This is a genomic window from Rufibacter soli (assembly GCF_054781795.1).
The window spans coordinates 287281-305879 of the sequence record NZ_BAAGTS010000002.1 but is presented as its reverse complement, the minus strand read 5'-3'; the positions used below and the strand labels follow the sequence as shown (position 1 = coordinate 305879).

Below are 18599 nucleotides of genomic sequence, written 5' to 3'. Positions count from 1 at the left end.
AGCTAGTGGATTTCATTCTATCACCATGAAAACCGAGGCTGCTTTCATGATTTTACCGCCGAAGTCGCAAACCCGTTTTAAGCCTGTTTTTAGAAAAACACCTTTAAAACGCCAAACACAGATACGGTAGATGTAAGGCCGTTACAGGTACTGATCTACACCTTGCGCGCAGTAGGTGATATTGGTCTGGATAGTGGTGCGCAGCAGTTCTTCATTGATGGCTTTGCGGCTGGCGTCTACATAGGTATGGTGCAGGTGGTATTGCACGCCACCCATTTTCAAAGACCTTTTTTTGATGCCCGCATTCATGAGCCGGGCGGCCAGTTCACTGTCCTCGGGGCCCCAGCCGGTATAGCTTTCATTATAGCCGTTCACGCGCAGCAAATCTTCGCGCCAGAAAGACATGTTGCAGCCCTTGGCGTAGTACTTGTTTTTGCCCTTGAGTTTATAGCGGTCGGCCAGCAGGCGGCGCAGGAAACCGCTGCGCAGGCCGTTGAACAGATTACTGGTTTTTAGGATCTCCTTCAACCCGAAGAAAACGGTGGAGTTGGCCAGCACTTCTTTGGTGTTTTCCTCGGAGAGATTGATTCGGCCTCCGGCCAGAAAACGGCCCGGGGAGGCTACCGTTAGATGGTCTTTGATAAACTTGGGATGCAGAATCACATCACCGTCTACCTGCACTATGTAAGGCTCTTTGGCGCGGGCGATGGCCTGGTTCAGGATCTTGGTTTTCTGGAACCCGTTGTCTGGTTGCCATACATGGATCAAGGGCACCGGAAAGTCTTTCTGCAAGCGCTCCACTAAGTGCCTGGTCTCTTCCCTAGACCCGTCATCGGCTATCAAAACCTCTTTGGGCAGCACCGTCTGCCGGGCTACGCTTTGCAGGCAAAGGTTTAGGGCGGCGGGCCAGTTATAGGTAGCTACTATCAGCGAACAGGAAGGGACGGCCATTGGGTTTCTGGAAGGTGGGGAATAGAGTTTTACAGCGTGATTTCGCCTTTGAACACCTGCACCGCCGGGCCAATAAGGAACACGTCTTTAAAGCCGGCGCCTTCTTTCTCAAAGCTTACCTGCAGTTCGCCGCCCAGCACATGCACAGACACTGGGCTTTCATACCCAGCCCGGCTAGCGGCCAGGGCGCAGGCGGTTACGCCGGTACCGCAAGAAAACGTCTCGTCTTCCACGCCGCGCTCATAGGTGCGCACAGACAGTTTATTATGGGGCAAATGCTCTACAAAATTCACGTTGGTCCCTTCGGCCTTGAAGCGGTCTGAGTACCGGATGGCCCGGCCTTGGGCAAACACGTTCAGGTCTGCCAGCGCCTCTACCTGCTTGACGTAATGCGGCGAGCCGGTATTCATAAAACAGGCTTCTTCCAGGTCTTCAATGGCGTCTACGTCTTTCATCTGCAGGTGCACCAGACCGTCTTTCAGGTGGGCCTGGTGCGGCCCGTCTGAGGCAATGAAATACGCTTCATTATCTACCACCCCCAGAAACTGCGCAAAGGCCACCAGGCAGCGCCCGCCATTCCCGCACATAGAGCCCACGCGGCCATCGGCGTTGTAGTATACCATCTCAAAATCATAGCCCTCCTTGGGTTGGAGCAGCATCAGGCCGTCGGCACCCACGCCTTTGCGACGGTCGCAGAGAAAGGCCACCTGCTCCTGCGTGAGGCTGATTTCGTGGTTGAGGTTGTCCAGCACCACAAAGTCATTGCCGGTGCCCTGGTATTTATAGAAAGTAAGATTCATGGTGCGTTACGGCTGCTTAACGGCGGCAGCGTTGCCAGTACGAACTTGAAAAGTAACAAATTTTTACGCGTAATCCCAACTTGCGCCTTGGCCCTTCGCTGCTGTTTTAGGCCTAATTTACAGAAAACGGGCTCAAAACGCATTCTTTTCTTTTGCAGTAGAAAGGTTTGGACTGCAGGGCACGCCGCAAAACCGTACCTTTGTCCCTTCACCACCCATGACCCTATGTATTCTTTCCTGACCACCAGCGCCTGGACCGATTATGAACTGATAGACTGCGGCAACTTTGAGAAGCTGGAGCGTTTTGGCGACTACGTGCTGGCCCGCCCAGAGCCCCAGGCCGCCTGGGACAAACACCTCTCTGACCAGGAGTGGGACCGCCTGGCACAAGCCACGTTCCGGCGCGAAAAAGGAAACGCTGAGAAAGGTCAGTGGACCCTCAAGAAAGGCATGGCCGAGCAGTGGTTTATTAACTACCGGTACCATGATCTGAAACTGCGTTTTAGACTAGGATTGTCTTCGTTCAAGCACGTGGGTTTGTTCCCCGAGCAGGACCCCAACTGGCAGTTTATCTATAACCGCACCCGAGCGTTGCCCGGCAAACCCAAGGTATTGAACATGTTTGCCTACACAGGCGGCGCGTCTCTGGCGGCCAACGCCGGCGGTGCCGATGTCACGCACTTGGACAGTGTGAAACAAGTAAACTTCTGGGCCCGCGAAAACATGGAAGCCAGTAACCTGGATAACATACGCTGGCTGGTGGAAGACGCCATGAAATACGCCCGCCGCGAGGTAAAACGCGGCAATAAATACCAGGGCATTATCCTGGACCCACCCGCCTACGGCCGCGGCCCCGACGGCGAGAAATGGCTCCTGGAAGAGCAGATCAACGAACTCATCAAACTCTGCTCCCAACTGCTGGACCACGAGAACAATTTCTTCGTCATCAACCTTTACTCTTTGGGCTACTCGGCCCTCATCCTAGACAACCTTGTCAGAGGTTCATTCGGGAAGACTGTGCAGAACGAAGAACTGGGCGAACTTTATCTGGAGGACCGCGGAAAACGCAAATTGCCACTGGGCACGTTCTTTAGATTCAGTTCTGAGAAGTAAAACTTGAAAGAAAGAAAAGAGTAGAGATGTCCCTGAAATGGACCATAAGACTTTCTATGATCACCCCACTGCTGCTGATAATGGCCATGGCTCTTGCAGGTGGTGGGCATGGCTGGTATGAACCAGCTATTACCTTATTCCCAGTTGGTTTAGTTTCAATTCTTTTTCTTCGCACTATCACCATTCCATTTATGATTCTCGCCATTCTTCAATTTCCATTCTATGGAATTATTTTGGATAAGGCGGGAAATAAAAAAAGGTTAAAAATGACAGCTTTTTGCATTCTGGTTTTCCATTTTATTTTAGCTGTACTAATTCTAAAACTAAGAGGAAACAACTGGGTATAACCTTTATTCACCAGTCGTATACTCCTAATTCTTAATTCCTACTTATAGATGTCCCGCCGATACGCTCTTATAGACCTTGGAACAAATACCTTTCACCTGCTTATTGTCGCCCTTGACCCAGATGGCGCGCAGCAGACACTGTACAAAACCAAAGTTCCGGTAAAGCTGGGCGAAGGAGGTATTAGCAAAGGGGAGATCACGCCAGAGGCCCGTGAACGCGGCCTGAAAGCCCTGCAGGAATTCAAGGCCACCATGGACCAACACCAGGTAGACGTCGTAAAAGCCACTGCCACCAGTGCCCTGCGCAATGCTAAAAACGGGCCCGAAGTGGTACAGGCCATCAGAGATCAAACGGGCATTGAGGTAGAGATCATCTCTGGTGCCCGCGAGGCCGAACTTATTTTCAAAGGTGTTCAGCAGGCCATGGAGATTGGAGCCAAACCAGCCTTGGTCATGGACATTGGCGGCGGCAGCGTGGAATTCATTATAGGTTCTGACAGGGGCATTCTCTGGAAAAAAAGCTTTGAGATTGGGGCACAGCGCCTGCTGGACCAATTCTACCCCGACCAGGAACAACCCATTACTCCGGCTCAAATAAAAGCCATCCGGCATTATCTGCAAGACCACCTACAGAAGCTTACAGCCGCCGTGCTGCAACACCAACCTGAGGTGTTGATTGGCTCCTCTGGCACTTTTGACACCCTGGTAGATATGGACCTGGCGGCCCAGGGTTTGGCCCGGGACCCAGATGGCTCTCCAGACTTGACCCTGGCTCTTTCCAATTTTCAGCGGCAATTCAAGGAACTCACCCGAAAAACCCGCCAGGAGCGTCTGGCTATTCCCGGTATGCTGGCCATGCGGGTAGATATGATTGTGGTAGCCGTAACAGCTATTGACTGGACTCTGGAGAAGTATAACTTGGAGAAAATACGGGTGTCTGCGTATGCTTTAAAAGAAGGGATGTTGGCGGAGTTGCTGCAGCAATAAGGTATAGGCAGAGACACTCGTAGGAGCTACGCACACTTCGAGGTCTTTGGAGCAACCGGAATTGCATCCACTCCCGCTTTAAAACCACCCGCGGTTGTTAGGTCCCTTAGGGACAATCACCAATACTTCTGCGCTTTACCCCCACCTCTTAAAAGCAAAACGCCTCCCCATAATCTAAGGAGGCGTTTTTGCTTTAGGTGTTAGGTCAATTTCTTGAATTTCTTCTCGTAGGCTTTCCGCAGTTTCTTGAGGTCTTTGGAGCCGTTGGTGTAGGTTTCTGCCTGGGCTTTGTAATTGGCTTGGGGATTAGCCTGGGCGTCTCTGATGGCCAGCTGCTCACCAATGTGTTCTTGCAGCTGGTTCAGGTTATAGGTGCTGTATTTCAGGGTTGCCAGGCGTTTGACTAAGGCAATAGCACCGGTGGCATCTCCTGAAGCAGCGGCATGCTTAGCCACCTCCACCACGAAGCCTTTGTTTTCTTGCCCTAAGGTATAGGTGAGCAAGGGCGCATGGCTCAGCCCGAACCGCGAAACTTCCCTAGCCTCAAAATACCAGCCAGCCTCCTGGTAAATTTTCACCGCTTCGGGCATGTTGTTCTGGCTGATGAGGCTATTGGCTTTCTGCAGCAGTTCCTGGTAATGGGCGGGGGCGTCAATGCGGGTTAGTTCCACCTCGGCGGTAGCCGGCGAGATGGCACAGCCGCCGTTCACTTTCGCTGACGCCAGGGCTAGGTCCAGTTCTGCAGCCGCCTGGGGGAAGTTGCGCTCCTGGCTGTACTGCAGAGACCGCTGATAATGCTGATCATAGGCCGCTTGTGCGTTGGCGCATTCCTGCGAGAAGATTCCTTTGTTCAGGTCCCTGAACTTGCCGTCCAACACCTTGTCATTGATGAGCCCATACCGTATCTGCAGGTTGGTGATCTGGCCTGCCACGGTGCGGGCCTGGGCCAATTGGTTGGCGTTGGCCTGTGACTGCCCCTGGGCAATCATTTCCAGGATAACCGGACGGGCCGCCTGCCGAAGCAAGTGATCTGCGTCTGGCTGTACCGTTAAATTGAAATCACTGGCCAGGCTCTTGCCCTGCTCAAAGGCCTGCAACGCGGCTTTGAACTGGCTGCGCTGCAAAGCCCCGCGCCCATCTGCCATGTGGTTTAAATACACCTGTTGCTGCACCTCGCGCAGCAAGGTAACAGCGGCGGCATCTGAGTCAATGGCGGTTTTGTTGTTGCGGGCATACTGCTGGGCCTCTTTGGCCAGCTTTTCGGCCTGACCCAGGTTTTTCTGGTTCAAGGCCTGGCGTCCATCGCGCAGCAGGTTGTCATAGATGCCGCTTTTGGCGAAGGCAATGCCCTCTTCCCAGAGTTCTGACCGGCAACGAAAGCTGGAAATGCCGCGGCAAAAATCACGGGCTTGTTCAAACTGCTCCAGAGCCTGGCGGTACTTGCCTTGGTTGTTGAGCTGTTCGCCCTGGCGGACGTAGGCATTCTGAATGTCAAGGGCCAGTTCCTGACCAAAACGGTGGGTTTCAGGATCTACTTGCATGCGGTTTAACAGCTCGCGGGTGCGCTGGCTGGCTTCTTTCAAATAGCCTTCCTTAAAATCAAGGCGGGCCAGTTGCAGATGCGAGGGCGCAAAAGCCGGGTTTGCTTGCAGCGATCGTTCAAAGAACTCACGGCCAGCGCGGGCGTTTCCGTTCATAGTCAGTTCCAGCCCGCGGGTGTAAAATATTTCGGGTAGTCGGGCCCACATCTGGTCAAGGGCCAGACGACGCTCCCCGAACCGGTTTTTCAGGTCATTTCCCCTGCGTTTCAGCTGGATAGGGTCATGGCGGTTCAGGTCCAGCTCGCGGTCCAGGCGGTTGTCTAACAGGCGGTGCAGGGCGTGCTCCATTTCCTTGAACCGGTCTATTTGCTGGCCCAAGTGGTCAATGTCATTGGGGTTGATGGTCTGCAGGTCGCGGGAGAGTTGGGCCAGGCGTGCATCTGTGTCATAGTAGCGTTTGATCTGGGCAATGCGCTGCTGGACGGCGCTTCGGTTGTCAGAAGAAAAAGACAGTTTCTTTTCTACTACCCGCAGCTTGAACCCGTCAAACCCAGAGGTATCTCTCACGGAGGTTTGCACCAACACCGAAGAACCGTCCTGACCGATGGCCTTGTTAGAAACCTCAATGGTCTGCAAGATTTTGTCTTCTTTGCCCAGCAACTGCACCTTGGCAAACAGTACGGTAGGGGTTAATAGATCGGCGAAATCAAAGTCGCGGTAAAGTACTTGCTCCCGCACCCGCATGTTTTTAACGCCCACCCGCAGGAGTAGCAAATCGCCCTCGCGGGTTATCTTTTCCTGTTGGTCAAACTCTAAGGGCAGCAGCAACTTACCAGAACGGTGGGTATTGGTTTTCCCCAGGTCAGTGGCAATAGCGGCCAACTCTGCGTTTTCAAAACTGGACAAAGTGAGCGTCTCCAGTCTGTTCTGCTCATAGAGCACCTTAGACTGGGCCCCGGCCTGGCTGCTCCAAAGAAGCAGCGATACCAGGAAAAACGAGAGTAGGTGTGCTTTCATAATATTAGCATTTTCCAATATTCAAAAGAAAGGCAAATTCCGTTCCAGAAAAAACGATCCGGGAGGTATTTACCAGGAAGATGCAGAATTAAGGATGTTGGTTGCTTGGGGTGAAGGATTTGGGAGGGTGGTAAGACTGGTTTTGAAGTGGTTTTGAGGTGTTTTTAGGAATGGTCAGGAAATTGGTTTGATGTGCAGTAGTAGTCATCCCCCTACCCCCTTCAAAGGGGACGATATGCGTAAAGTGAGGCCTAGGCCTCAGGGAAGTTGGAAACTTCCCGAAATGATAGGTCCAAGTTGGAAACTTGAACCAGGGAAATGTCTGCTGGTGTAAACACCCCCTTCGCCCCCTCAAGGGGGGAGTCAGCGTTTTGTAAAGGATATTGCGGTTTGTGAGGCTGCAGTGCGTTTCGGGGCTGTTTTTGGGAAAACGTGCCCAAAACGCCAATAACTCAACTACAATTACCAACACGCATTGCCCGATTCCAGTCTTTACTTCGAGCGCCTCGCTTGTGGCCCTGCAGTGGCTTAACTAAGAATAGACTACAACTCGGCCGCAAGGGCAGTGCGAGGGGAAAGACAGGGCCTCGCGGCCGTGAGCGCTCGGAGGGAAACCATGAAACAATACAGCATAAGGACTTAAGGCAACAGCAGACACCACGCCAGCAGCAGGCGGAAAGTCGTGCACACGTTTATAGCCAAGGAGAGGCAGTCTAGGTTATTGGCCCTTAGGAACTCCAACACCAGCATAACTACTCTCCAAGGCAAAAGCAAATTCCTTATCCAAACCCTGCTAGGGCAAAAGCATAAAACTTAAATCCCCGCTACTTGCTTATTCTTAGGGTACTTCACCACATACTTAAGCGTGCGCTTCACCGTCTCATTCGGTTTCAAGGCCACCTGCCAGGTCACCTTCCCGGTTTCCTTATCTAGCTTTCCGCCGTTGGTATCCAGGTCTTCTACTTCAATCTCTGAGGTAGTGCTTACCGGAATCTGGTCTTCTATGGTAATGGTCACCGGTTGGGCTTTGGTGTTGCGGAGGCTGATTTCGTAGCCGAACTGCTCTTTGACGTTGCTGCCCAAGGTGGAGCGTTTCTGGTAATCCTTCATCCGCTCGCGCTGCACCACCATGTTCTGGTCCCGGCCCAGGGAAAGGGTAAGCGTGTCGCGGGTCTGCTCCGGGTTAAGGAAGGATTTACCGGTAAAGGTGCCGGCCAGGAATACGTTGGCTTGCCCGGGCAAGAGCTTCAGGTTCTCCCAGTTGGTGAGGTAGGCCACCAGAAAAGCGGTGGGGTCCAGTTTGGGCACGGCCATGTGGGCGTAGGAGGTAGTAAGGCTGTGCTGCTGGATGTCTACGGTGTGCGGCTTCCCGTCTGACGGCACACTGAACGGAATCCCGATTTTGAATTCAGCGGCGAGAGTGGTGGCTACGGCTTGGGTGAAATCAGAAGTACTTTTGGCTTTCTGTGCGCCATACCCTACCACCACCACTTCATTTAACGATTGATTATCATCCTCCATTTTCACCATCGAGGCGGTGGACTTTCCTCTCAATTTAACAGGCGGCTGCTGCAAAATGCTAATCCGTTGCGGATCCAGTTCCGGCTTTTGAGCACCTTCAGCGGGGTTGGTGGTGGCTAGGGTGAGTTGCACGTTGTTCCAGTTCACGCCGGTATTCTGGCGCACGTTGGCTTTGTATTGAAGTTGCACTGGCCCCTGGCTACCGCTGGCCCGTAGGTCATAGATAGGTTCCCAGCCAGCATTGAACACCATATAAGAAACTTCCAGCCCTACTTGCGCGCGTGCCGATGCCTGCACCGCCACAATCACGCGGTTATTGGCCTGCTGGGTGCGGCGGAATTGGTTTACCTGGCTGTTAAACTGGTTCTGGCGGTCACGCAGAATGGCCTGCCGTGCGTCTACTAGTTGAATTTCTTTTTTAATAGCCAATAAGCGCGTACGGTAAAAGTCGGCTACCTCTTTGAGGCGGGCGGCGGTGATACCGGCATCTGTGCCGCCTACATTTTGGTTGGCCTGTAATAAGGCCTCTTCCTTCTGGAGTACCTCGCGCTGGTCGTTGAGCGACCTGATGCGGCCATTGTAGCTCTCCAGGGAATCTTCCAGCCGTTCCAGGTCTTTGGGTTTGGTGGCGTTCTGCATAAAATTCTGCTCATAGCGCACTGAAAGCAAGGTAATGCTGCCCGTAGGGTTTACCTGCACGCTGCGCTCGTCCAATTGGGTAGGCAAACCTTCCAGCACCAGTTCGGTCACGCCGGGCTCTACGGTGGTTTTACCGGTATTGGTGACCTGCGCCCTATTCAGGAACACAGTGACGGCTTTTACATCAGTGGTGATAGAGGTCTGCTTTTGGGCCGAAATTGGAAAAACGTGCCCAAAACAGCTGATCAAAAGGCAAAGGCAATACGGGAGGGATTTCATAACGGAGGGTTTAGGTGGGGCGATGCCGGAAGATAGCACAAAGGAAACATTTCCGCAGTAATCTTTCTCTGGGTTTCCCGTACCTTTGGCCGTCACTTTCAGAATTTGCGCATGTATTCCTACCAACGACTTTTTGATTTCTCCCGTCAGATTTTCCTGGCCATGGGCTGCCCGCCCGAAGATGCCCAAACCGCCACCGAGACCCTGCTTTCCGCTGATATAAGGGGCGTGGACTCCCACGGCGTGGCCCGCCTGATTGGCTACGTGCGCCTTTGGGAAGCCGGCCGCATCAACGCCACGCCCACCGTGCGCATTGTGCACGAAACCCTCAGCACCGCCACCGTAGACGGTGACGGCGGCCTGGGTCTGGTAGTGGCGCCCAAAGCCATGCAGATTGCCATTGAGAAAGCAAAGATTGCCGGCAGCGGCTGGGTGGCGGTTAAGAACTCCAACCACTTCGGGATAGCCGGGTACCACGCCATGAAGGCCCTGGAGCATGACATGATTGGCATGGCCATGACCAACGCCAGCCCATTGGTAGCCCCTACGTATAGCTTGGAACGCCTGTTGGGCACCAACCCCATTGCCGTGGCTATTCCGGCCAAAGACCAACCGCCCTTCGTGGCCGATTTAGCCACCACCACCGCCGCCAACGGCAAGCTGGAGATGCTGCAGCGCAAGAACCTGGAGGCCCCGCATGGCTGGATTCAGGCCCTGGACGGCTCGCCTTCCACCAACCCCAATGAACTAAAAGACGGCGGGGCCCTGCTTCCGCTGGGCGGCGACACCGGCAGCCACAAAGGCTATGCGCTAGGTGCCGTGGTAGACATTTTTTCGGCGGTGCTATCGGGGGCCAACTATGGGCCGTGGGTGCCGCCGTTCGTGAGCTTCCTGGCCCCGCCCGCAGACCCGGTGGGCGAAGGCATCGGGCACTTCTTCGGGGCCATGCGCGTAGACGCCTTCCGGCCCGCCGATGACTTCAAGCAGCACATGGACAACTGGATTACTCGGTTCCGGAGCTCTAAAGCCAAGGAAGGCCACCAGGTGCTCATCCCCGGCGACCTAGAGCGCCTCTTCACCGAACAGCGGATGGTAGACGGCATTCCGTTGTTGCCGCCGGTGGTGAAGGATTTGGAGGGCTTGGGCGAAAAGTTTGGCGTGACTTTGTAGGTAGAGCTGTTTCGGGGCTGTTTTTGGAAAAACAGCCCCGAAACGGACTTTTAGCGCTTCCCCATCACAAACAGTTCTATAATCTTACCTACCTTTATAGTATTAACTCAATATTCTATCTATTCACCATTTACATGAAAAAACTTTTACTCCTTACTTTCTTTTACTGTTCCCTTTTATCCTTCGCCAACGGGCAAGTCACGCTTAGTGCCACTGAAAGAAAAATCTCAGATAATTTATGCGGCTGCATAGGCAAGGTTGACCTGGAGAAACTAACAGATAAGCCCAGCGCCGAAAAGGCTTTCATGGATTGCTTTTCTAAAGAGTTGAATCTAGTAATTCAGTTAGCAGAAGAGAGAAACCTCAATATCTCAGACCAGGTGGCCATGCGGAAATTAGGCGAAGAGGTGGGCAAGAATCTCTTTAAGGATAATTGCCAACCCTTCATTGGTCTCTCCATGAAAATGGCCCAGAGCAACAACGCAGGGGTAACTACCGGAGCTACTGAAGGCACTTTAAAACGCATTGACACCAAGGATTTCAACTACTTTGTGCTCACGGATAATACCAATAATGAAAAGTCTTTCATCTGGCTCAGACAGTTCCCGGGCTCAGAGGGCTTCATCACCGACTCCAAAAAATTCACGAACAAAAAGTTGAAACTCACCTGGCAGGAAATTGAGGTTTTCATTCCTTCGGCCAAAAATTACTATAAGATCAAAGAGGTGGTGGGAATAGAGGTTTTGTAAAACGGAGGGTATCACCCACCCAGCCTTATCCATTTTCTAAACAGCAGCGGCCCCTTTCTGGAGAAAGGGGCCGCTGCTGTTTTAAGCCCACTTTTTAGAAAAACAGGCCTAAAACGCCTTTTCTGCTACCGCACACGCAGCCTTCTGCCTATCCTTTTACTTACCCCGTAATTGATCGCCGCCAACAGAAGCACAAAGAAGGTGAGTTCCCACGTGCCTGAAAACGCAGACGGTCCTTCTTTTACGGTAAGAACATCCTGCCCCACGCGGTACACGATGTTGCCGGCCCAGTGCGCGCCCACGGTGTACCACAGGTTTTTGGTATAGACCAACGGTATAGCCAGCATAATGCCTAGCGCAAACAGATAAGCCAGGCTAGGGAAACCGTCATTCAGGGAATAGACATGGTTCAGGACGTAAACCGTTGAAGACACCAGTACAAAGCCCCACCTGCTTAACCTGCCCTGAAGGTGCCCGAACAGGTAGCCTCTGGTCAGAATATCCTCTGCCAGAGAAGGCAGAAAGGTGCCGGCCGCAAAAATCAAGATCTGGCTAACCAACGTTGAAACCTCCGGAACCAAGGTCACTACCTCAATACCCATCCAGAGCCGTACGGCAAAAGCCAGACCATTTACCAGCAAGCCCAGCCCCAGGCCCAAGCCCAGCAGAAGCGCATATTTCTTATTTAACTGCAGCCCCCAGGCTTTCAGGCCCCTGAAGCCCTGGAGCCGGGCCACCAAATAGCCTACCGGCAAAACGGCCAGCATCAAACCCAGAAACAAAGGAATATGCTGGTGGAACCGCATGGCGTACTCGGCGGCGTGGTAGGTAAGGGCCAAGACCAGGTAGCCGGCAAAAATGGCCAGCCAGGAGTGTTTTCTGGTATTGATAGACGAGGAGGTCTGGACGAGCGGCATTTGAAACAAGAGAAAGACAGAGGTTCACATCAATTTCGTCGTAAATATATATTTATTCTAATATTTAATATCCCACGTTCTCAGCGCCTTCCAAAAGCAAAGGCGTGGCTGCCGCTTAAACATAGCCTTGCCCCTATGTTCATAATTGACTACCTTATCCGGCATATTCCGTTTTAGGCTTACTTTTCCAAAACATGCGCAAAACGCTCCTCCCCTTTCTTTTCGTCCTTCTGGCCATCACCCACCTCCAGGCCCAAAACAAACCAGCCGGCCTGGCCACTAAAACCGCCAGCATGCAGAAATACAACGGCTACTTCCCCTTCTACTGGGACGAGGCCACCGGCCGTATTCTGCTGGAGATTGACAAGCTGGATCAGCCGTTCCTGTACGTGAACTCGCTGGCGGCCGGGTTGGGCTCCAATGATATTGGGCTAGACCGCGGGCAGTTGGGCGGCGAGCATGTGGTGTATTTCCAGAAGGTAGGACCTAAGGTGCTGCTTATAGAACCCAACCAACGCTACCGCGCCATGAACGGAAACCCCGCCGAGGAACAGGCCGTGGCCCAATCCTTCGCGCAGTCTGTGTTGTGGGGTTTCAAGGTAGAGGCCACGGAAGGCGGCAAGGTGCTGGTTGATGCCACCGAGTTTCTGCTGCGTGACGCCCATGATGTGGTAGGCAGCATCCGGCGGTCGCGCCAGGGCACCTACCGGTTAGACCCTGCCCGGTCTGTGATGTATTTGCCGCGCACCAAGAACTTCCCGCAGAACTCAGAATTTGAGGCCACGCTTACGTTTACCGGTGGTGATGACGCCGGCAATTTTGTGCGCAGCGTCACGCCTTCGGCGCAAGCCATTACCCTACGGCAACACCATTCATTTATTCAATTACCAGACAGCAACTACACCCCTAGGGCCATGGACCCGCGGGCCGGTTTCTTCGGGATAGAGTACATGGATTTCAGTACACCTGTGGATGAACCTATTACCAAACGGTTTATTGCCCGGCACCGGCTCCAGAAGAAGAACCCGGCCGCGCCCGTGTCTGAGGCCGTGAAACCCATTGTGTATTACGTTGACCACGCCGCCCCTGAACCTATCAGAACCGCCCTGCTGGAAGGTGCCCGCTGGTGGGCGCAGGCCTTTGACGCCGCCGGCTACAAAGACGCCTTCAGGATGGAGATTCTGCCCGTAGAGGCAGACCCCATGGACGTGCGCTACAACGTCATTCAGTGGGTACACCGCAGCACGCGAGGCTGGAGCTACGGCGCCTCCGTCACTGATCCACGCACCGGCGAAATCATCAAGGGCCACGTGAGCCTGGGCTCTTTGCGCGTGCGCCAGGATTTCCTGATTGCCGAAGGGTTACTGGCGCCCTATGAAGAAGGCAAACCCGCTAACCCCGAGATGATGAAGCTGGCGCTGGCGAGGCTTCGGCAGCTGTCAGCGCATGAGCTGGGCCACACGCTGGGCATTATGCACAATTACGCCGCCAGCGTAAATAACCGCGCCTCGGTCATGGATTATCCCCACCCCACCGTCAACCTGACTTCCGCCGGCGAGCTAGATCTCTCTAACGCCTACGCTGTGGGCATTGGCGACTGGGACAAACTGGCCGTGACCTATGGCTACCAGCATTTCCCTACCGGTACCCATGAAAAACTGGCCTTAGACCAATTGCTGCGCCAGGGCCATGCCCGGGGCCTGCAGTTCATCTCAGACCGCGATGCCCGCGCGCCCGGTGGCGCCCACCCCCAGGCCCATCTCTGGGACAACGGCGCCAACGCCGCCGAGGAGCTCCGGCACGTGCTGGCTGTAAGGCAGAAAGCTCTGGACCGCTTTGGGATAAACAACATTAAACCCGGCGTGCCGATGGCCATGCTGGAAGATGCGCTGGTGCCCATCTACAATTATCACCGCTACCAGGTAGAAGCGGCCGCCAAAGTGGTGGGCGGCGTGAACTACACCTACGCCTCGCGCGGCGATGGGCAATTGGTGACTGAACTGGTTTCTGATACGGAGCAGCAAAAAGCCCTGGACGCCCTGCTGGCCACCTTGCAACCAACGGTCCTGGCCCTGCCCGAAAAGATCATCGCCGCTATTCCGCCCCGTCCGGCAGGTTGGTCGCCCACGCGGGAACTGTTTGACAAACGCACCGGGCTTACCTTTGACCCCTTGGCGGCGGCAGAGGCTTCGGCAGATTTCACGCTGTCTTTCCTGTTCCACCCTGAGCGTGCGGCACGTCTGGTTGAGTTGAAAGCCCGCGGCAGTAAACTGGGGCTGGACGAGGTATTGGATCAGATCATTTCCCAAACCTGGGGCGATAAACCCGCTTCTGGATTGGCCGGCCAAGTGCAACTATTAACCCAGCAGTTAGTACTTACCCACTTACTGGCTCTTTCCCAGAATGAAAACGCCGCCTACCCAGCCCGGGCTGCCGCGCATCTGCACCTTCAACACTTAGAGAAACAAGCCAAAAAAACCGCCAAGTCTTCTGATCAGGCTATAAAAGCAAATGCCCTGCTGGCCCTGGACCGCATGAAAAAACCTCTGGAGGCCAAACCGCAATTGCATAAAGAGCTTCCTCCCGGCGCGCCCATTGGGTCTACACAACTGCTGGGCTGCGAGTAGCGTTTTAGGCACGTTTTTACAAAAACGGGCCTAAAACGCCTCGCGCCTCCTTTCCACCTTGCGGCAGAGTCCGTGGCCTATCTGTCCTGGCGTTCTCTTTCCAGCGCGAAATTCTCCGCTTACCTATCCTGTAGGAAACCGTACTCCTGTTAACAGGCTAATTCTTCGTACTTTTGCGCCGGGAAGCCTGCGGGCGCCCTCTAAAAAAAGACAGCATGGCTAAAATATCTATAAACTTAACCACGGCTTCCATTCAAAAGGAAGAAGTGATTGTGGGCATTGACCTGGGTACCACCAACAGCTTGGTTGCGTACATGCACCCAGAAGACCATGTGCCTATTGCCATTAATGACCAGGGCTTGGGTAGCATTGTCCCCTCAGTGGTGCACTTTGCCGCCAACGGCGAGGTTCTCATAGGCGATGCCGCCAAAGAGTACCTGATCTCCGACCCGGCCAACACCATCTACTCAGTAAAGCGCCTGCTGGGCAAATCGTACCAGGATCTGGGGGAACACAAAGAGAACTTCGGGTATAAGATCATTGACGACAACTCTGAAGGGCTGGTGAAAATACGCGTGCAGGATAAATTCTACTCGCCTATTGAGCTAAGCGCCGAGATTCTGAAAGAACTGAAGGCCCGTGCCGAGCATGCTCTCAAAACCCCGGTGAACCGGGCCGTGATCACCGTACCCGCCTACTTCAATGACTCCCAACGCCAAGCCACCCGTGACGCCGGCAAACTGGCAGGGCTAGAGGTACTGCGTATTGTGAATGAACCCACGGCGGCTTCCTTGGCCTACGGTATTGGCCTGGACCAGACCGAGGAACGCACCATAGCCGTCTATGACTTGGGTGGTGGCACCTTTGATATTTCCATCCTGCGCATTCACCAAGGCATTTTTGAGGTCCTTTCCACCAATGGTGACACCTACCTGGGCGGCGATGACCTGGACCGCGCCATCATCAACCATTGGTTGCTGCAGAATACCTTGCTGACCGACCTGGTCGCACAGGACGCCAATTTGTCTCAGGCACTGCGCCTCCAAGCCGAGGAAGCCAAGAAAACCCTCAGTAACCAGGACACCTTCAGCACCCAGTTAGGAGACTTTGACCTGACTTTAGACCGGCACACCTTTGAGACCCTTAGCACGCCTATTATAGACCGTACCATGGCCTCTTGCCAGCGGGCGTTGCAAGATGCGGGCCTGCAGCCAGAGCAGATAGACACCGTTATTCTGGTGGGTGGGTCTACCCGGGTGCCCCTGGTGTACCAAACCGTAAGCGATTTCTTCGGGCAACCGGCCAACAACTCTTTGAACCCAGATGAAGTGGTGGCCCTGGGCGCCGCCATTCAGGCAGATGTGCTGGCCGGCAACCGCAAAGACATTCTGCTGCTGGACGTGACCCCGCTCACCTTGGGCATTGAAACCATGGGCGGCCTCATGGACTCCATTATTCCGCGTAACTCCAAGATTCCTACCAAAGCCGGGCGGCAGTACACCACCTCGGTAGACGGGCAGGTGAACATGAAGATAAGTGTGTACCAAGGCGAGCGTGACCTGGTAAAGGAAAACCGTAAGCTGGCTGAGTTTGACCTGAAAGGCATACCGGCCATGCCCGCCGGCTTCCCGAAGGTAGACGTGAACTTTATCCTGAACGCCGATGGCATTCTAAAAGTAGAGGCCATTGAACTGCGCTCTGGTGTGCGCCAGGAAGTGGAAGTGAAACCCCAGTACGGCTTAACGGATGCCCAAGTAGAGCAGATGCTCATGGATTCCATCACCCACGCCCGCGAAGACGTGAACACCCGCATGGTCATTGAGGCCCGTACCACTGGTGAGCAAATGATCTACCAAGTAGAACGTTTTGTGCAGAAAAACGCAGAGCACCTCACCCCTGAGGAAATAGCCCTAACCCACCAGAACCTGCAGAACCTGAAAGATGCTCTGCCTTCTGGCGATAAAGACACTATCCTGAAAGCGGTAGACATTTTGGAGGAACAAACCAGCCCCTTTGCGGAGCGGGTGATGCAGATCTCCATTAAACAAGCCATGACCGGCAAGAAAATTGAATAACCTGTTTTGAGGCCGTTTTTCTAAAATCGGCCTCAAAACGCCTAGCCCATAAACGCAGAACGCGCAGCCCTTGGTAGAGCTGCGCGTTCTGCGTTTATGGGTAAGAAGGAATTACTTTTCCTCCTCCTCTTTTACTACAATCAGGTAAAGGTCTTCAGTGGGTTTCTTCATGAGGTATTTCTCCCGCGCGAATTTCTCCAGCAACTGGGGATTACTCATCAGCTCACGGCGATCTTTCTGCACTTCGGCAATCTTCTCTACATAATAGTCCCGCTCCTCTTCCAGGATGGAGAGTTTGCGACTGGTTTGGAACTGGGTCAGGAAATCATTGGAGTCAAAGAAAGACATCCAGACCAGAAACGCCAGGGTAGTGAGAAAATAAAAGCTTCTGAAAAATTTGGGTACGCGTGCCAACATGGGGTAAACTACATAAAAATGGCGGCAAGCTCTCGCTTGCCGCCATGAATTTACAAAGTTTCCAGAAGGTATCTATACCAGAAGGCATCTATTCTTGAAATTTCGTTTTAAGCCCATTTTCTTTAAAACAGGCCCAAAACAGAATCCAATTTAGAATGGCCTCCCTGCTATTTACATCTTTCTGCCCGGGAAGTAGGCAACCTCACCCAGTTCTTCCTCAATACGGAGCAACTGGTTGTACTTGGCCATTCTGTCTGAGCGCGAAGCTGAACCTGTCTTGATTTGACCGCAGTTCAAAGCCACTGCTAAGTCAGCGATGGTGTTGTCTTCAGTCTCTCCGGAACGGTGGCTCATGATGCTCTTATAGCCGTTTCTGCGACCTAGATTAATAGCGTCAATGGTTTCAGTTAAGGTACCAATCTGGTTTACCTTGATCAGGATGGCATTGGCAGTCTGCTGGTCAATGCCTTGCTGCAGACGCTTCACGTTGGTCACGAACAAGTCATCTCCTACCAGCTGCGTCGTGCTGCCAATAGAATCTGTTAAGGCTTTCCAGCCGGTCCAGTCGTCTTCATCCATACCGTCTTCAATAGAGATGATGGGGTATTTCTTAGACCAGTCGGTCCAGAAGTTTACCATCTCAGAAGACGTCAGTTTATCACCGGTAGATTTCTTGAAGTGGTAATGGCCGGTAGAGGCGTCATAGAACTCAGAAGCGGCGGCATCCATGGCAATCATGAAATCCTCACCTGGTCTGTAGCCCGCGGCTTCAATGGCCTGCAATACTACCTCAATGGCTTCCTGGTTAGACCCAATATTAGGGGCAAAACCACCTTCATCGCCTACGTTAGTAGACATGCCTTTTTTCTTCAGAACTTCTTTGAGGTGATGGAATACCTCAGTCCCCCAACGAAGCGCCTCAGAGAAAGAAGATGCACCCACAGGCATTACCATGAACTCCTGGAAGTCTATGGAATTGTCTGCATGGCTACCACCGTTCAAAATGTTCATCATTGGCACCGGCAGGGTATTGGCGTTTACACCACCTACGTAACGGTACAAAGACTGACCTGCTTCTTTGGCAGCGGCCTTAGCAGCAGCCAGGGAAACACCTAAAATGGCATTAGCACCTAATTTGGCTTTGTTAGGAGTGCCGTCAATCTCAATCATGAACTTATCCAGCAGGCTCTGCTCAAACACAGAGAAACCTACCAGTTCATCGGCAATGATGGTGTTCACGTTTTGCACGGCCTGCAAAACACCTTTGCCCATGTACATGCTTTTATCATTGTCACGCAGTTCTACGGCTTCGTGCTTACCGGTAGAAGCCCCGGAAGGAACAGCGGCGCGGCCTACTATACCGTTTTGCGTAATCACATCTACCTCTACGGTTGGGTTACCACGGGAGTCAAAAATCTGACGGGCTTTGATATCTTCAATTAAGCTCAT

The 18599-nt window shown here is 53.3% G+C and carries 14 protein-coding genes; 7 read left to right on the top strand and 7 right to left on the bottom strand.

Annotated elements, in window-relative coordinates; genetic code table 11:
- Positions 1-141: 141 nt before the first annotated feature.
- Together ACYVJQ_RS03300 and dapF are read right to left on the bottom strand one after the other, a co-directional pair.
- Positions 142-951: a glycosyltransferase family 2 protein gene (locus ACYVJQ_RS03300; protein ID WP_460891631.1), complete on the bottom strand. Its 810-nt coding sequence runs from the start codon at positions 949-951 to the stop codon at positions 142-144.
- Between the two features lie 29 nt (positions 952-980).
- Entirely contained in the window at positions 981-1751 is a 771-nt protein-coding gene (gene dapF / locus ACYVJQ_RS03295; RefSeq protein ID WP_460891630.1) for a diaminopimelate epimerase, read from the bottom strand.
- Positions 1752-1976: 225 nt separating this feature from the next.
- Here dapF and ACYVJQ_RS03290 point away from each other — a divergent pair, with 225 nt between their 5' ends.
- From ACYVJQ_RS03290 to ACYVJQ_RS03280, 3 genes are read left to right on the top strand one after another with little or no spacing between them, the layout of a single operon-like run.
- On the top strand, positions 1977-2864 hold the full coding sequence (locus ACYVJQ_RS03290; RefSeq protein ID WP_460891629.1) for a class I SAM-dependent methyltransferase: 888 nt from the start codon (positions 1977-1979) through the stop codon (positions 2862-2864).
- 56 nt (positions 2865-2920) lie between these two features.
- A complete protein-coding gene (locus tag ACYVJQ_RS03285; RefSeq protein WP_460891628.1) occupies positions 2921-3211 on the top strand; it encodes a hypothetical protein in 291 nt (96 codons plus the stop codon).
- 48 nt (positions 3212-3259) lie between these two features.
- Entirely contained in the window at positions 3260-4198 is a 939-nt protein-coding gene (locus ACYVJQ_RS03280) for a Ppx/GppA phosphatase family protein (RefSeq protein WP_460891627.1), read from the top strand.
- Positions 4199-4398: 200 nt separating this feature from the next.
- Here the strand turns inward: ACYVJQ_RS03280 and ACYVJQ_RS03275 are convergent, their stop codons facing one another.
- Both ACYVJQ_RS03275 and ACYVJQ_RS03270 read right to left on the bottom strand, forming a co-directional pair.
- Positions 4399-6756, bottom strand: a complete 2358-nt coding sequence (locus tag ACYVJQ_RS03275) for a tetratricopeptide repeat protein (protein ID WP_460891626.1) — start codon at positions 6754-6756, stop codon at positions 4399-4401.
- Positions 6757-7569: 813 nt separating this feature from the next.
- Positions 7570-9195 (bottom strand): DUF4139 domain-containing protein, encoded by a 1626-nt coding sequence (locus tag ACYVJQ_RS03270; RefSeq protein ID WP_460891625.1) that lies wholly within the window; start codon positions 9193-9195, stop codon positions 7570-7572.
- Between the two features lie 111 nt (positions 9196-9306).
- On the opposite strand from ACYVJQ_RS03270, the gene ACYVJQ_RS03265 reads away from it, so the two are divergent.
- The gene (locus ACYVJQ_RS03265; protein ID WP_460891624.1) at positions 9307-10365 is read left to right on the top strand and encodes an Ldh family oxidoreductase; all 1059 of its coding nucleotides are present in this window, start codon (positions 9307-9309) and stop codon (positions 10363-10365) included.
- A 134-nt stretch (positions 10366-10499) separates the two neighbouring features.
- Complete coding sequence (locus ACYVJQ_RS03260) at positions 10500-11114, top strand: hypothetical protein (protein ID WP_460891623.1); 615 nt, start codon at positions 10500-10502, stop codon at positions 11112-11114.
- Positions 11115-11239: 125 nt separating this feature from the next.
- Here the strand turns inward: ACYVJQ_RS03260 and ACYVJQ_RS03255 are convergent, their stop codons facing one another.
- Complete coding sequence (locus ACYVJQ_RS03255; RefSeq protein ID WP_460891622.1) at positions 11240-12031, bottom strand: lysostaphin resistance A-like protein; 792 nt, start codon at positions 12029-12031, stop codon at positions 11240-11242.
- 194 nt (positions 12032-12225) lie between these two features.
- On the opposite strand from ACYVJQ_RS03255, the gene ACYVJQ_RS03250 reads away from it, so the two are divergent.
- Together ACYVJQ_RS03250 and hscA are read left to right on the top strand one after the other, a co-directional pair.
- Positions 12226-14658: a zinc-dependent metalloprotease gene (locus ACYVJQ_RS03250; protein ID WP_460891621.1), complete on the top strand. Its 2433-nt coding sequence runs from the start codon at positions 12226-12228 to the stop codon at positions 14656-14658.
- Positions 14659-14873: 215 nt separating this feature from the next.
- The gene (gene hscA, locus ACYVJQ_RS03245; protein ID WP_460891620.1) at positions 14874-16733 is read left to right on the top strand and encodes a Fe-S protein assembly chaperone HscA; all 1860 of its coding nucleotides are present in this window, start codon (positions 14874-14876) and stop codon (positions 16731-16733) included.
- Positions 16734-16844: 111 nt separating this feature from the next.
- Here the strand turns inward: hscA and ACYVJQ_RS03240 are convergent, their stop codons facing one another.
- The gene (locus ACYVJQ_RS03240) at positions 16845-17150 is read right to left on the bottom strand and encodes an FtsB family cell division protein (protein ID WP_460891619.1); all 306 of its coding nucleotides are present in this window, start codon (positions 17148-17150) and stop codon (positions 16845-16847) included.
- 171 nt (positions 17151-17321) lie between these two features.
- Positions 17322-18599: a phosphopyruvate hydratase gene (gene eno / locus ACYVJQ_RS03235; protein ID WP_460891618.1), complete on the bottom strand. Its 1278-nt coding sequence runs from the start codon at positions 18597-18599 to the stop codon at positions 17322-17324.

What these genes read in the sequence shown, in the direction of transcription:
- ACYVJQ_RS03300 (WP_460891631.1), bottom strand. Translation starts at nt 951, where the DNA reads ATGGCCGTCCCTTCCTGTTCGCTGATAGTAGCTACCTATAACTGGCCC.
- dapF (WP_460891630.1), bottom strand. Translation starts at nt 1,751, where the DNA reads ATGAATCTTACTTTCTATAAATACCAGGGCACCGGCAATGACTTTGTG.
- ACYVJQ_RS03290 (WP_460891629.1), top strand. Translation starts at nt 1,977, where the DNA reads ATGTATTCTTTCCTGACCACCAGCGCCTGGACCGATTATGAACTGATA.
- ACYVJQ_RS03285 (WP_460891628.1), top strand. Translation starts at nt 2,921, where the DNA reads ATGATCACCCCACTGCTGCTGATAATGGCCATGGCTCTTGCAGGTGGT.
- ACYVJQ_RS03280 (WP_460891627.1), top strand. Translation starts at nt 3,260, where the DNA reads ATGTCCCGCCGATACGCTCTTATAGACCTTGGAACAAATACCTTTCAC.
- ACYVJQ_RS03275 (WP_460891626.1), bottom strand. Translation starts at nt 6,756, where the DNA reads ATGAAAGCACACCTACTCTCGTTTTTCCTGGTATCGCTGCTTCTTTGG.
- ACYVJQ_RS03270 (WP_460891625.1), bottom strand. Translation starts at nt 9,195, where the DNA reads ATGAAATCCCTCCCGTATTGCCTTTGCCTTTTGATCAGCTGTTTTGGG.
- ACYVJQ_RS03265 (WP_460891624.1), top strand. Translation starts at nt 9,307, where the DNA reads ATGTATTCCTACCAACGACTTTTTGATTTCTCCCGTCAGATTTTCCTG.
- ACYVJQ_RS03260 (WP_460891623.1), top strand. Translation starts at nt 10,500, where the DNA reads ATGAAAAAACTTTTACTCCTTACTTTCTTTTACTGTTCCCTTTTATCC.
- ACYVJQ_RS03255 (WP_460891622.1), bottom strand. Translation starts at nt 12,031, where the DNA reads ATGCCGCTCGTCCAGACCTCCTCGTCTATCAATACCAGAAAACACTCC.
- ACYVJQ_RS03250 (WP_460891621.1), top strand. Translation starts at nt 12,226, where the DNA reads ATGCGCAAAACGCTCCTCCCCTTTCTTTTCGTCCTTCTGGCCATCACC.
- hscA (WP_460891620.1), top strand. Translation starts at nt 14,874, where the DNA reads ATGGCTAAAATATCTATAAACTTAACCACGGCTTCCATTCAAAAGGAA.
- ACYVJQ_RS03240 (WP_460891619.1), bottom strand. Translation starts at nt 17,150, where the DNA reads ATGTTGGCACGCGTACCCAAATTTTTCAGAAGCTTTTATTTTCTCACT.
- eno (WP_460891618.1), bottom strand. Translation starts at nt 18,599, where the DNA reads ATGAGCTTAATTGAAGATATCAAAGCCCGTCAGATTTTTGACTCCCGT.